Here is a 15,350-nt window from a genome sequence, read left to right as displayed (position 1 = left end):
CATTTGGTTTTACAACCAACTAAGCTTAATTGAATTAAGCATCGATGGTTATCTTCCCGAATAAACGGGATCAACCTTACAGACAGTGAGACAACAGGAAAACTGTAATAGAGACCGTTCATGAAACCGTGTCAATGTAGCAGTAGTATGGTGAGACTATGACGATAAAAAAATCCCCATCGATCAACATTAGTAAAATGCGTAATAAAGTCGTAGTAAAAAGTAATGAGTTTATTCAAGCATCTGAATATAAGATTTCTTACAATCAGTACAAAGTGATCAAGTACTGTTTTGCTACCTTGGCGGATAAACAGCAACATGTGGTTGATATCAATATTAAAGAATACTGCCAAGCGATTGGTTTGACCCTACAATCTAATAACTTTGCGGGTATTCGTGAAGCCCTTGCTACTATGGAAGGCGCACCTTTCAAAGTTGAAGGCGAAGTCACATCAATAAATGAAGCGATCATCGATTCAGTTGAATTTCCATCTAAGAATGAAGCAAAAATTAGAATTTCAGATGCGTACACTCCTCTTGTACACTACGTAGAACCGCCTTACACCCAGTACAAATTTATTAATATTGCATTTTTAACCAGCTATTACTCCATTCGTTTATATGAAATGTGTAAATCTTGGCAGGTAAAAAAATCATTTACGATTGAAGTAGATAAACTGCGTAAACAGTTTGGTGTAGAAGATACACTAAAATGCTGGCAACACTTTAAAGAACGAGCTTTGTTAAAACCGATACAAGAGATTAATCAATTGACAGATATTAATGTTGAAATGCACTACATCAACCGTTTACGAACCGTCAATCAGATTGAATTTCACATCACCTCTAAAACTCGTGAGGAACGAGCGAAGGTGAAAGAATATATTGAAAAATATATCGACAGTAAATACTAATACGGCAACGCCAACAGATTTTTTAGCCGTACTACTAACTCAAGCCCATAAAAAAAGTTCACACAATGTGTGAACTTTTTTATTTCTAAATCAATTATTTAGAATGGGATGTCATCATCAAAATCCATTGGCGGCTCATTATACTGAGGCTGCTGCTGTGGAGCCTGTTGAGGCGCTTGCTGAGGTTTTTGTTGTTGATATTGAGGCTGAGCCGCTGGCTGTTGAGGCTGACCCCATCCGCCTTGTTGTTGCTGCTGTTGTGGAGCCATACCTTGACCGCCACCTTGACGACCACCAAGCATTTGCATGGTGCCATTAAAACCTTGAACAACGACTTCGGTTGTGTAGCGGTCTTGACCACTTTGGTCTTGCCATTTACGAGTTTGTAGTTGACCTTCAATATAAACTTGAGAGCCTTTACGCAAGTATTCACCTGCTACTTCAGCTAATTTGCCAAACAGAGCAACACGGTGCCATTCAGTTTTTTCTCGCTGTTCACCTGTTGCTTTATCACGCCATGAATCTGACGTTGCAACAGTGATATTCGCCACTGCTCCGCCATTTGGCATGTAGCGAACCTCAGGATCGGTACCTAGGTTACCTACTAATATTACTTTGTTCACACCACGGCTTGCCATGTTCTGCTCCGTCTAAACTGTAATTACTAAAAATTAGTCGGCAAGGATAACACGCTTTATCCATCACACCAATCTCTGCTCAAGAAGCGATGGTGCTCCTCTCCGAACTTTACCTCTAAATTGACCTTAGCAGAAATCTATCTCTTGTTTGTTCAATTTAGGTTTTAAATTGCGGCAAATATCAATCTTTAGAATGAGTGGTTACTCAGAGCAAACCCAAAGGCAAGAAATCTGACGCAAAATAGAGGATAGCTTATCGTCATCTTCCCAGTAATTAGTGACAGTAATCCTTTATCTCATCGTTAGGATTACGTTATGCAATCAAAACACACAAGATACATTCGCTGGATTCGTTTAGGTAACAATGTCTGTGATAACAAACTTCTTAAGCAATGTTCTGCACATTCGATCCCTTTGCAAATTGTGACGATCGAAGACGTAATGTTAACCTATTATGATAAATCTTATCAGATTTTACTCATAGACTATCAAGACCATTACTCAGTGAGAAAAGCACTCGCGCCAATTCGCTTACATGAGGGGTTATTTGAGGTAATTCTTTACAACGTACCACGCCGTTTAGATACGGATGAACACCTTTCCTTTGGACGTTTAAAAGGACTTTTTTATTCTCATGCAGAAACCGAGCATATTACAGCAGGACTAATAGAGATCATTAACGGTTCTCATTGTCTTCCCACCGAGAGTTATCAGCAGCTCGTCAATTATCTCCAATGCAATTTAGATATCTATTACCGTAAAACCTATCCACAACTCAGCCAAAGAGAAATTGAAATCTTACAACTGCTAAAAGAAGGCTTCTCAAATACCAGAATTGCCGATGATCTTTTTATCGCGGAATCAACCGTCAAATCACATCTCTATGCTCTATATAAAAAACTCAACGTCAAAAAACGAATTGAAGCCGTCGAATGGGGAAAGCAAAATTTACTGAGCTAAATGCGGATTCAAGCACATTACGCGCATCAACACCTGTGAATCCAACACCTTGTCATGATAATTTATACGTATATTCTTAAAGAAACGTGCAAAATAGGTTATTACCATGATTAAAAAGTGCCTTTTCCCTGCGGCAGGCTACGGCACCCGCTTTCTTCCTGCAACTAAGTCTATGCCAAAAGAAATGATGCCTGTGGTGAACAAACCCCTGATCGAATATGGGGTTGAAGAAGCTATTCAAGCAGGTATGGATGGAATGTGTATAGTTACAGGGCGTGGAAAACACTCCATCATGGACCACTTCGATATGAACTACGAATTAGAAAATCAAATTCGTGGTACAAACAAAGAAGAATTACTTATTGATGTTCGCGAAACAATGGAAAAAGCAAACTTTACTTATATTCGTCAACGAGAAATGAAAGGGCTGGGTCACGCTATTTTAACTGGTCGAGAACTCGTTGGTGACGAAGCTTTTGCTGTTGTTCTCGCCGATGACTTATGCGTTAATCAGGATAAAGGCGTCCTTGCTCAAATGGCTGACTTGTATAAACAGTTCCGCTGTTCAATTGTTGCAGTACAAGAAGTGCCAGAGGATGAAACGCACAAGTACGGTGTTATCTCTGGCGAAATGATCAAAGATGATATTTTCCGCGTTGATGACATGGTTGAAAAACCAGAACCGGGCAAAGCACCGAGCAATCTAGCCATCATAGGCCGTTACATTTTGACTCCAGATATTTTCAAAATTATAGAAAATACAAAACCAGGTAAAGGTGGAGAAATTCAAATCACTGACGCACTACTTCAGCAAGCGAAAACAGGCTGCGTATTAGCATATAAGTTTAAAGGTCATCGCTTCGATTGTGGGAGTGTTGAAGGTTACATCGAGGCTACGAACTACTGCTATGAAAATCTGTATAAAAAAAATATACAGAAAGTAGAACTCGATAAAAAATCCACTCATCGTAGCTAATAAACTCTTTCTTAAAAATAGTTAGGCTTGTCCTAACTGTTTTTTTATCCAGTATTTCTTTGCACAAAACTCACTCTATGTAATACTTGTTCATCTTGGTAAAACATGTAGAGCAGAGTGATGGATAAAATAGAAGTACGTGGTGCTCGAACCCATAATCTAAAAAATATAAATCTAACGATCCCGAGAGATAAACTCGTTGTTATCACTGGTTTATCAGGTTCAGGAAAATCATCGCTAGCATTCGATACTCTTTATGCAGAAGGCCAACGCCGATATGTTGAATCTCTTTCAGCCTACGCGCGACAATTCCTCTCTTTAATGGAAAAACCTGATGTAGACCATATTGAGGGCCTATCTCCTGCAATCTCAATAGAGCAGAAATCAACATCACACAACCCACGCTCAACGGTCGGCACCATTACCGAAGTATACGACTACTTACGTCTACTATTTGCGCGTATTGGTGAACCTCGTTGTCCTGTCCATCACGTTCCCTTAAAAGCACAAACGGTCAGCCAAATGGTTGATAAAGTACTGGAGCTGCCCGAAGGTGAAAAAATGATGCTCCTTGCGCCTATCATTAAAGAGCGTAAAGGTGAACATGTTAAAACACTACAAAATTTAGCAGCACAAGGGTTTATCCGAGCTCGTATTGATGGTGAAACTTGCGATCTTTCAGATCCACCAGCGCTAGAACTACAAAAAAAACATACCATCGAAGTCGTTGTTGATCGCTTTAAAGTTCGCTCAGATTTACAGCAACGTTTGGCCGAATCTTTTGAAACAGCACTAGAACTTTCTGGTGGTGTCGTTATTGCTGCGCCAATGAGTGGTGAAGGTGAAGAACAAGTTTTCTCTGCCAACTTTGCTTGTCCCCATTGCGGCTACAGCATGCAAGAACTCGAACCTCGCCTTTTCTCATTTAATAATCCTGCAGGTGCCTGCCCAACCTGTGATGGATTAGGCGTTCAACAATATTTCGATGAAGACCGCGTAGTCCAAGACGCGAGCCTAAGCTTAGCGGATGGCGCTATTCGTGGCTGGGATAAACGTAACTTCTATTATTTCCAAATGCTAACGTCATTAGCAGATCATTATAAATTTAAGCTCACAACACCATTTGAGAAACTTCCGAAAAAGATCCGTGACGTGATCTTACACGGTTCAGGTCATACCGACATTGAATTTAAATATGTTAATGATCGCGGTGATTTACGAGTAAAACACCATCCGTTTGAAGGGATTCTTAATACCTTAGATCGACGCTACAAAGAAACAGATTCAAGCTCTGTTCGAGAAGAGCTGAGCAAGTACATTTCGACAAAGTCTTGTGCAAGCTGTAATGGCACTCGACTACGAGAAGAAGCTCGTAATGTATTTATTAATGATACAACTCTGCCTGAAATCGTCGAACTGAGTATTGCCGACTCTTTAGCGTTTTTTGATCACTTAAAACTTGAGGGACAAAAAGCTAAGATCGCAGAGAAAGTGATGAAAGAGATCAAAGACCGTTTACACTTTTTGGTCAACGTCGGACTTAACTATCTCAATTTATCACGTAGTGCTGATACTTTATCTGGTGGCGAAGCCCAACGTATTCGATTAGCCAGTCAAATTGGTGCCGGCTTAGTTGGGGTAATGTATGTTCTTGATGAGCCCTCAATCGGTCTTCATCAACGTGATAATGAACGCTTGCTTAACACCCTTACTCATCTGAGAGATCTCGGTAATACCGTACTCGTTGTTGAACACGATGAAGATGCGATTCGTACTGCCGATCACGTTATTGATATTGGCCCAGGTGCAGGCGTTCATGGCGGGCAAGTGGTTGCAGAAGGCACTGTGGATGAAATCATTGCTAATCCGGACTCAATAACTGGCCAATACTTAAACGGGACACGTTGTATTGAAATCCCTAAAAAGCGCGTTGCACCGGATCCGAAAAAAACAGTTCAAGTACTCGGGGCTTCTGGCAATAACCTAAAAAATGTCGATATGTCGATTCCAGTTGGCTTATTTACATGCATTACTGGAGTATCAGGTTCGGGTAAATCAACATTAATTAATGACACGTTTTATAAAATTGCTCAAACGGCATTAAATGGAGCTACAACCTCAACACCAGCGCCTTACAAATCGATCAAAGGTCTTGAGCATTTTGATAAAGTCATTGCTATTGATCAAAGCCCAATTGGTCGTACTCCTCGCTCTAACCCAGCGACTTACACAGGTATATTCACACCTATCCGTGAACTGTTTGCGGGTACTCAGGAATCACGTTCTCGCGGTTATAAACCCGGGCGTTTTAGCTTTAATGTTCGCGGAGGACGCTGTGAAGCCTGTCAAGGCGATGGGGTGATTAAAGTTGAAATGCACTTCTTGCCTGATGTTTACGTTCCTTGTGATGTATGTAAAGGCAAACGCTATAACCGCGAAACCTTAGAAGTTCGCTACAAAGGCAAAACCATCGATGAAGTCCTGAATATGACCATCGAAGAAGCTCGTTCATTTTTCGATCCAGTTCCAGCTATTGCTCGTAAACTGCAGACATTAATGGATGTGGGGCTATCTTATATTCGCTTAGGACAAGCAGCGACAACATTATCAGGCGGAGAAGCACAGAGGGTAAAACTTGCGAGAGAACTGTCGAAACGTGATACAGGTAAGACTCTGTATATTTTAGATGAGCCAACAACTGGTCTACACTTTTATGATATTCAACAATTGCTCAGTGTTTTAAACCAATTACGTGATCGCGGTAATACTGTCATCGTCATTGAGCATAATTTAGATGTTATCAAAACTGCTGATTGGATTATCGATCTAGGACCAGAAGGTGGTCAAGGCGGTGGTGAGATTATCGCCCAAGGCTCACCGGAAGATGTTGCAAAAGTAAAAGGCTCTCATACCGCCAGATTCCTTAAGCCTATGTTAAAATAGAAAGTTCCGTAATTTTGTCACCTTCAAATGGATTATTAAAGCAAGAGTAAGATAGTAAGTTTTCATCAGGCTCTCGTCTTACAATCATTTAGGTAGTAGAGACCAGCTGATGCGCTGGTCTCTTTGTTCAACAAGCGAGAGATATATGGCATTAGTGCTTTTAAGTGGAACAAAAATGGAACCGGATGCTCCCAAGGTTCCGCTTAACAAACCGTTTATCTATCTTATCGGTATCATTTATCTCTACGCGATGCATTTCTACATGCCAAATATAGGAGGTGCCGGACTACACCTTCCTTTCAATAATACAACATGGATGGTGCTAAGCTTTGCTGTTGCAGTAGGGTTCTACCAGTTGGCTAATCAAAGAATACTGCGTTATACCAAACTGACTATCAGCTTGTTTTGTGCCTGCCTACTCATGACCATACCGGTTTTTTATCATGACGCTTCATTCTCACAGAGCTACATGAGACTTATCGGCCTTTGGAGTGGTTTTATTTTCTTTTTGATGCTGCAACAATTCCGATTTAGCAATAAAGAAAAACAGTCATTGCTATGGTTAATTTTACTGGGTGTTCTTATTGAAGCATTTATCGGTATTTATCAGTTTCTCGGTAACTTTCAACCTGCTGCTGAAGGCGCAAAATACCTTCGCCCTTATGGTACATTCCGTCAACCCAATGTTATGGCAAGCTTTCTCGCTACAGGGCTAATGTTATCAGCCTATCTTCTGGCAAGACAGGCCACCAAATACGGCCGTAATGTGAAAGAGTTAGGCGTCCTTTTTTTCACTCCGCTTATCACCCTACCTTTACTCGTAGTACTTGCGTCACGAACGGCTTGGCTCGGTACGATTTTGGGTGTTGCACTTATACTGCCTTACCTATACAAATATGCATCAAAGAAACGTTTCTATATCTGGGTAAGCTTACTGATTATTGGGCTTGCTATCGGTATTTCTACGCTATTTATTCAATCCACCGGTGGTGTAGTTAGCAACAAAGCCGACTTGGAATCACCAAGGCGTTACACATTCCCCCAAACGATTGATATGGTTATAGAAAAACCATTTACAGGCTATGGTTATGGGAAATTTGAAGAGAAGTACGCCCTGTACACCGCGCGCCAACACCAACTAAACCCAAGCTATCACCCGGGTCTACCAAGTATGGATCACCCTCATAACGAGCTACTGTATTGGGCAGTTGAAGGGGGACTGGTACCTATTGCGGGTATTTTTATTGCTGCGGCATTTGTATTACTGCGTATATCTCAAACAAAAAAAGGAACTCGACTCGCTCTATTTGCCCTGTTGGTACCTATAGCGCTTCACACTCAGCTAGAGTATCCCTTCTATCATTCTGCAGCCCACTGGATTACTTTTTTGATTCTCCTTTATTGGATAGATCAGCGCTCTATTCACTTTCATCAACTCACTTTCTCATTAACGATCAAACGAATTCTGCGGATTAGCTCCTTATTGGTGCCCGCACTCACAACAGCTTTTATGCTTACTTCGCTACAAACCAATTATGTATTGGCTAAGTTTGAACGCACCAAAGATCATGATCCTGCACTTTTAGAGCAAGTAACGAATCTGACCGTATGGAAAGATCGCTTTGATTGGGACACCTACACGACTTATCTCAAACTCGGGCTTGATGAAAATAAATCAGCGTATATTCAACCTTATATAGATTGGTCACTTGAAATAATAAAACGTCAACCACGGCCTATTTTTTACCGCAATTTGATCTTTGCTTATCAATTTATTGGTGAAAAGAGTCGAGCTGATCAAATTCGAGCTGAAGCAGAATTTCTCTTTCCAAATATAGACTTCAGCCATATTCGTTATGAAAACGGTAGGATAGTTGACACCATATCGTCAGTCAGTAGTTCAGTCAGCATATCAAAACCTTAGCTTTATGAACGTAGGGATACTCAGTATCCCTACTCTGATCTCGTCAGCTGATTACTCTTTATGAAGTATGGTATCTAATGCATGTAAACATAAAGCGACATTTTCTTCACGAGCGCCATAGCCCATCAGACCAATACGCCAAGCTTTTCCTGCTAGCTCCCCTAATCCTGCCCCAATTTCTAAATTATAAGTGTCCAGTAATTGTCGCCGGATGGTTGCCTCATCAATCCCTTGAGGAAAATATACCGCATTAAGTTGAGGTAAGCGGTATCTAGCATCAACCACAAATTTAAATCCCATCATTTCTAAGCCTAGTTTTAGCACATCATGCATATTTTGATGACGACGCCAGGCCATCTCTAATCCTTCGTTTTGCAATAAAATTAACGCTTCATGCAAAGCATACAAGCTATTGACTGGTGCAGTATGGTGATAACTACGTTTACCATCGCCACTCCAATACCCCAACACCAAACTCTGATCTAAAAACCAACTCTGGATGGGCGTTGAACGTGACTGAATTTTTTCAATAGCAGCAGGAGAAAAGGTGAGAGGAGACAAACCAGGTACACACGATAAACATTTTTGACTGCCAGAATAAACGGCATCTAACTGCCACTCATCCACCAGCAAAGGTACTCCACCAAGAGAAGTCACAGCATCAACAATAGTCAGAATGCCAAATCGTTTAGCCAATGCACCAAGCTCTTGCGCATCACTCAAGGCTCCCGTTGAGGTTTCAGCATGAACAAATGCCAAAATTTTTGCATCTGGGTTTTCTTTCAGTGCTTGTTCAACTTTATCTATAGAGACAGGAGCTCCCCATTCATCATCAACAACAATGGGCTTTCCACCGCACCGCACGACATTTTCGCGCATACGCTCACCAAAGACACCATTACGACAAATGATCACCTTATCCCCAGGTTCTACCATATTAACAAAACACGCCTCCATTCCCGCGCTTCCCGGAGCAGAGACAGCAATGGTAAATGCATTTTTTGTTTGAAAGGCATATTGAAGTAGAACTTTCAGTTCATCCATCATTCCGATAAACAGTGGATCCAAATGTCCTACGGTAGGTCGACTTAGTGCCTGTAATACTCTGGGTGAAATATCTGACGGTCCAGGTCCCATCAATATTCTTCTCGGTGGATAAAAGCTCTCGATTGACATGCTCCCTTCCTGTAGTGATTAAGTGCTCATTAAGGTTAGACAGTGATTTAAAATCCCGCCAAATATTCCTTTCCACTGCCTCACTAAGGTATAAAACCCAAAATAATGCATTGATTTGCCGATTATCAAAATATTCATGCAATTTACGATTGACATTCCACGCTCAAAAACGTTCAATGAAAAGGCAATTAAGCAGAAGAGGAGCACTACCCAGGTAGCTGTTTTGTGGAGCCACAACTCCAAGACAAAACATTGAGGGGGAGTAGTGCCGAGATGAATCATAATGTGGTCATGATTTGTCGGGTGAATGGGCTGAATCCCTTCAACTGTCGTTAGTTCTATCTAACGAAGAGCTTCTGAGGTAATAACCTTCCTTAAGTTACACCTCTACTTTGCTCTTAGCATCCTCTCTTAAAACAACCATCTACATCAGATATCGAGCAATACCGGTAAAAAACAAGTTATTGATATATAAGATCATATATACAAAATAGTATAATAACTCATCGGTGTAAGAGATGTTCAATGCTCATATCTCATTAGATACGGTTTAGGACACTGGCTGGGTATATCAGCCTAACATTATCATTTAGGAAGTATTGGGAGAATCTATCGTGAGCGCATTTAATGTGGCTAAGTTTGGCGGAACCAGTGTAGCGGACTTCGCTGCGATGAGTCGTTGTTCAGCTATTATTGAAAACAACCCTCAAACTAAACTGGTTGTAAGCAGTGCATGTTCAGGAGTCACTAACCTGCTTGTCGAACTAGCAAGTGGCATTGCAGAACCAGAACAACGTGCGCAAATAATTACGCAAATTGCAGAGATTCACCACGCGATTATTGACCAATTAGCTGAACCTACTCAGGTAGAAAAAGACGTTCATGCTATTTTAGATGTAGTAAAAAGCTGCGCTGAAGCCGCGTCTTTCCAATCGAGCAAAAAATTGACCGACCATTTAGTTGCTTGTGGCGAACTTATGTCCACTCACATTCTGGCTCAATTGATGCGAGAACGCGGTGTAAATGCTGTACGCTTTGATATTCGTGATGTACTTCGTACTGATGATAATTACGGTAAGGCAGAGCCTCAGTTAAATGAGATTAGCGCATTAGCTCAAGAGAAGCTCACCCCACTTTGCCAACAACATGTCGTAATTACTCAAGGCTTTATCGGCTCTGACGAACAAGGCATAACCACTACATTAGGACGCGGTGGTAGTGACTATTCCGCGGCACTAATTGCAGAAGCCGTACAAGCTTCTGGTCTAGAAATCTGGACTGACGTTCCAGGGATCTACAGCACTGACCCTCGTATTGCTCCTCATGCTAAACCAATTCCAGAAATCAGTTTTAGTGAAGCATCTGAGATGGCTAACTTTGGCGCAAAAATACTGCACCCATCAACATTATTACCCGCACTCCGCGACGGTATCCCTGTGTTTGTGGGATCGTCAAAAGAGCCAGAAAAAGGCGGTACTTGGATTCGCCAAGAAGTTGAAAGCGCTCCCCAATTCCGAGCATTAGCATTACGTTCAAACCAAACCATGGTAACACTGCACAGTGCAAACATGTTCCAAACCTACGGTTTCTTAGCCAAAGTATTTGAAATTCTTGCTAAACATAAAATTTCAGTTGATTTGATTACTACTTCAGAAATCAGCGTCTCATTAACCCTCGATAAAACCGACACTTCTGGTGGTTCACCAGAACTACCTCAAGCGGTTAAAGATGAATTACAAGATTTATGTACTGTAAAAGTAGAGCATGATTTAAGTCTAGTAGCGCTAATCGGTAACCAAATGGAAAACCGAGGCTATGCAAAACAAGTCTTTGGGGTGTTAGATAATTTCAACCTACGAATGATCTGTTATGGCGCAAGTGATCATAACCTTTGCTTCTTAGTCGACTCTTCTTCAGCTAAAGAAGTCATTCAGCACCTACACGCTGAACTATTTGAATAAAGAATTAAATAAAAAGCTAAATTAAATAAAACAACAACGAGAGTGTAAAAAGGCCATCGCTATAACGATGGCCTTTGTTTTATGCAAAGTACTAACTAACCATTAATATTCGGTCCTAACCACTTCTCTGCTTCAAGTAGGTCCCAACCTTTGCGTTCTGCGTAACTTGCAACTTGATCGGCTTGAATTTGAGCCACTGCAAAATAACGTGAGTCAGGATGAGAGAAATACCAACCAGAGACTGAAGCTCCAGGATACATTGCATAACTGGAGGTCAATTGCATACCAATCGCCTCTTCAACATTCAGTAACTTCCATATCTGACCTTTCTCGGTATGTTCCGGACAGGCAGCGTAGCCTGGAGCAGGGCGAATACCCTGATATTTTTCCCGAATAAGGTCATCATTAGACAACGCCTCATCAGGAGCATAACCCCAAAGATCTTTACGAACCACCTGATGTAAATACTCGGCAAATGCTTCCGCTAAACGGTCTGCTACAGCTTGAACCATGATGGCATTATAATCGTCACCTTGTGCTTTAAATTCATCCGCAAGTTCACGCTCATTGATCCCTCCCGTTACCGCAAATGCGCCAATCCAATCTTCTTTACCACTTTCTTTTGGCGCTACATAATCAGATAAGCAGTAGTTAGGACCTTTAGGTTTCAATGTTTGTTGCCGTAGATGATGCAAAATATGGCTCACATCGCTACGATTTTCATCCGCATACACTTCGATATCATCACCGATACAAGCGGCTGGAAATAAACCGCAAATTCCTGATGCAGTCAGTAAACCTTCAGCTTCAATACGATCTAACCATTCATTTGCGTCGTGGAATAGACGTTTTGCTTCTTCTCCCACTTCCTCATGTTCAAAAATCGCTGGGTATTTACCCATTAATGACCATGTCATGAAAAATGGTGTCCAATCGATATATTGGCGTAAGGTATTCACCGACATATTTTCGAAGACATGAATGCCAGGTTTAGCAGGCTTAGGCGGAGTATATGAATCCCAGTCGAGAGCGACCTTATTGGCTCTTGCCTCTTCTAAAGTCACTGGTCGCGATTTGGGCTTTTTGCGAGCATGCTGCTCACGGGTGCGTTCGTAATCGGCATCCAACCTTTCAACAAACGCAGGACGTTGCTCATCAGAAAGCAATGCAGCGCAAACACCAACAGCTCGAGATGCATTATTCACATACACTACAGGGTTATGGTAATTTTGCTCAATTTTGACTGCGGTATGCGCTTTAGACGTTGTAGCACCACCAATCAGTAATGGCACTTCATATCCCAAACGCTCCATCTCTTTAGCAACATGGACCATTTCATCTAAAGATGGTGTGATAAGACCTGACAATCCGATAATGTCGACATTTTCTTCTTGAGCGACTTTCAAAATTTTCTCACAAGGGACCATGACACCAAGGTCGATAATTTCAAAGTTATTACATTGCAGCACCACACCAACGATATTTTTACCGATATCGTGTACATCACCTTTCACAGTCGCTAACAGAATTTTACCGTTACTCGAACCCTGCTGTTTTTCCGCGTTAATATAAGGCTCTAAATGAGCAACAGCCTGCTTCATTACACGCGCTGATTTTACGACTTGAGGAAGGAACATTTTTCCTTCACCAAAGAGATCACCAACAACATTCATGCCGTCCATTAACGGACCTTCGATCACTTCCAACGGTTTTGCTGCATTGATGCGAGCTTCTTCCGTATCTGCAACGATAAACTCTGTGATACCTTTAACCAATGCATGTTCGAGGCGTTTCGCTACTGGCCAAGTACGCCATTCATGAGTGGAAGCATCTTCTTCTTTCCCCACAGCATTAGAGCGGTACTCTTCTGCGATTTCTAACAAGCGCTCAGTCCCATCATCACGACGGTTTAAAATAACATCTTCAACAGCTTCTCGCAGTTTATCAGGCACATTGTCATAGACTTCTAACTGGCCAGCATTAACAATCCCCATATCCATACCATTTTTAAAACAATGGTAGAGAAATACCGCGTGAATCGCTTCACGCACATAATTATTACCGCGGAAAGAGAACGAAACGTTTGATACCCCACCAGAAATCATGGCATATGGAAGATCTCGTTTAATATCGGCGACAGCATTAATAAAATCGAGCGCGTAGTTATTATGCTCATCAATACCAGTCGCAACTGCAAAGATATTGGGGTCAAAAATAATATCTTCTGGAGGGAATCCTATTTGATCAACCAAAATACGATAAGCCCGAGTACAAATTTGTAACTTACGCTCACGAGTATCCGCTTGCCCTACTTCATCAAAAGCCATCACAATTACAGCAGCACCATAGCGGCGCACCGTTTTCGCATGCTCGATGAATTTTTCTTCCCCTTCTTTTAGAGAAATAGAGTTAACGATGCCTTTGCCTTGAATACATTTCAGGCCCGCTTCAATAACCTCCCACTTAGAGGAGTCCACCATGATAGGCACTTTGGATATTTCTGGCTCTGACGCACAAAGATTGAGGAAGCGCACCATGCAGGCTTCAGCATCCAACATCCCTTCATCCATGTTGATATCAATGATTTGTGCACCATTTTCAACCTGTTGACGCGCAACATCTAGGGCCTCATCGTAGAGTTCTTCTTTGATTAACCGTTTAAAGCGAGCAGACCCCGTAACATTGGTTCTTTCGCCAACGTTAAGAAAGAGCGTTTCTTTAGCTATATTGAGCGGTTCTAAACCAGATAAACGACATTCAACAGCCATATCGGGTAATGGGCGGGGAGGAACACCTTCAACCACTTGAGCTATCTGACGAATATGTTCTGGAGTCGTACCACAACAGCCCCCCACTAAGTTAAGAAAACCCGCTTTAGCCCATTCACCAATATGCTTCGCCATATCTTCTGGAGATAAGTCATATTCACCAAACGCGTTAGGTAGTCCGGCGTTAGGGTGTGCTGAAACAAATGTCTCAGAAATACGCGACATTTCCCCCACATACTGCCGTAATTCGTCCGGTCCTAATGCGCAGTTCAAACCAAAGGATAGAGGCGTGACATGGCGCATAGAGTTGTAAAACGCTTCTGTAGTTTGACCCGATAAAGTACGGCCAGAGGCATCAGTAATAGTGCCGGAAATCATGATAGGAAGGTCGACGCCTAACTGTTCGAACGTCACTTCAACGGCATAAGCACACGCTTTTGCATTTAAGGTATCGAATATGGTTTCAATTAGGATGAGATCTGCTCCGCCTTTGATAAGGGCAGTAGCCGATTCAGAATACGCCTCAACTAATTGATCAAACGAAACATTACGAAATCCTGGGTCATTCACGTCAGGAGAGATAGAGCATGTTCGGTTGGTAGGACCGAGAACTCCCGCGACATAACGCGGTTTTTCTGGTGTTTTTCGGGTCCACTCATCAGCGGCTTCGCGAGCCAGTTTTGCTGCTGAAAAATTGATCTCTTCGCTTAAAGATTGCATGTCATAGTCAGCCATTGCAATCGTCGTGGCATTAAATGTATTAGTTTCAAGAATATCAGCGCCAGCTTCTAAGTAGGCACAATGGATTTCCTTGATCAAATGAGGCTGACTGAGTACGAGTAAATCATTATTACCTTTCAGATCACAATGCCAATCAGCAAACCGATCTCCTCGGTAATCTTCCTCTTCCAGCTTATAACTTTGAATCATAGTCCCCATACCGCCATCAATTAGCAGTATGCGTTGTTTTAATTGTTGTTCTATTTGATGTCGTATTTTACTACCCACAATACAGCCCCATTCCTTACGCTTAATTTGCATCCTACCATAACTCATATGGAAATCTAGACGTCTAAATACAAAAGTCCTT

9 protein-coding genes and 1 riboswitch are annotated in these 15,350 nt (G+C 41.8%); of the genes, 6 read left to right on the top strand and 3 right to left on the bottom strand.

Annotation, left to right across the window (positions count from 1 at the left end):
* Positions 1–158: 158 nt before the first annotated feature.
* Complete coding sequence (locus I1A42_RS12510) at positions 159–914, top strand: replication initiation protein (protein WP_161158387.1); 756 nt, start codon at positions 159–161, stop codon at positions 912–914.
* Positions 915–1,012: 98 nt separating this feature from the next.
* Here the strand turns inward: I1A42_RS12510 and I1A42_RS12505 are convergent, their stop codons facing one another.
* Entirely contained in the window at positions 1,013–1,552 is a 540-nt protein-coding gene (locus I1A42_RS12505; protein WP_161158388.1) for a single-stranded DNA-binding protein, read from the bottom strand.
* Between the two features lie 315 nt (positions 1,553–1,867).
* Here I1A42_RS12505 and I1A42_RS25030 point away from each other — a divergent pair, with 315 nt between their 5' ends.
* The 4 genes from I1A42_RS25030 to I1A42_RS12485 all read left to right on the top strand — a co-directional run bounded on the left by I1A42_RS25030 (position 1,868) and on the right by I1A42_RS12485 (position 8,355).
* On the top strand, positions 1,868–2,512 hold the full coding sequence (locus tag I1A42_RS25030) for a helix-turn-helix transcriptional regulator (protein ID WP_329604820.1): 645 nt from the start codon (positions 1,868–1,870) through the stop codon (positions 2,510–2,512).
* 106 nt (positions 2,513–2,618) lie between these two features.
* Complete coding sequence (gene galU, locus I1A42_RS12495) at positions 2,619–3,488, top strand: UTP--glucose-1-phosphate uridylyltransferase GalU (RefSeq protein ID WP_196123638.1); 870 nt, start codon at positions 2,619–2,621, stop codon at positions 3,486–3,488.
* A gap of 120 nt (positions 3,489–3,608) precedes the next feature.
* Positions 3,609–6,431, top strand: a complete 2,823-nt coding sequence (gene uvrA / locus I1A42_RS12490; protein WP_196123637.1) for an excinuclease ABC subunit UvrA — start codon at positions 3,609–3,611, stop codon at positions 6,429–6,431.
* A gap of 145 nt (positions 6,432–6,576) precedes the next feature.
* On the top strand, positions 6,577–8,355 hold the full coding sequence (locus I1A42_RS12485) for a PglL family O-oligosaccharyltransferase (RefSeq protein WP_196123636.1): 1,779 nt from the start codon (positions 6,577–6,579) through the stop codon (positions 8,353–8,355).
* A gap of 51 nt (positions 8,356–8,406) precedes the next feature.
* On the opposite strand, the gene I1A42_RS12480 is transcribed toward I1A42_RS12485, so the two are convergent.
* Positions 8,407–9,531, bottom strand: a complete 1,125-nt coding sequence (locus I1A42_RS12480) for a pyridoxal-phosphate-dependent aminotransferase family protein (protein WP_196123635.1) — start codon at positions 9,529–9,531, stop codon at positions 8,407–8,409.
* A 188-nt stretch (positions 9,532–9,719) separates the two neighbouring features.
* A riboswitch (Lysine riboswitch) is annotated at positions 9,720–9,895 on the top strand.
* 250 nt (positions 9,896–10,145) lie between these two features.
* Here I1A42_RS12480 and lysC point away from each other — a divergent pair.
* On the top strand, positions 10,146–11,492 hold the full coding sequence (gene lysC, locus I1A42_RS12475; RefSeq protein ID WP_196123634.1) for a lysine-sensitive aspartokinase 3: 1,347 nt from the start codon (positions 10,146–10,148) through the stop codon (positions 11,490–11,492).
* 95 nt (positions 11,493–11,587) lie between these two features.
* On the opposite strand, the gene metH is transcribed toward lysC, so the two are convergent.
* Positions 11,588–15,268 carry a methionine synthase gene (gene metH / locus I1A42_RS12470; protein ID WP_196123835.1) on the bottom strand — a complete coding sequence of 1,227 codons (3,681 nt, stop codon included), beginning with the start codon at positions 15,266–15,268 and terminating at the stop codon, positions 11,588–11,590.
* Positions 15,269–15,350 lie beyond the last annotated feature (82 nt).

Source organism: Vibrio nitrifigilis, assembly GCF_015686695.1.
Taxonomy (GTDB): Bacteria; Pseudomonadota; Gammaproteobacteria; order Enterobacterales; family Vibrionaceae; genus Vibrio; species Vibrio nitrifigilis.
This window is presented reverse-complemented; position numbering and strand designations above follow the sequence as displayed.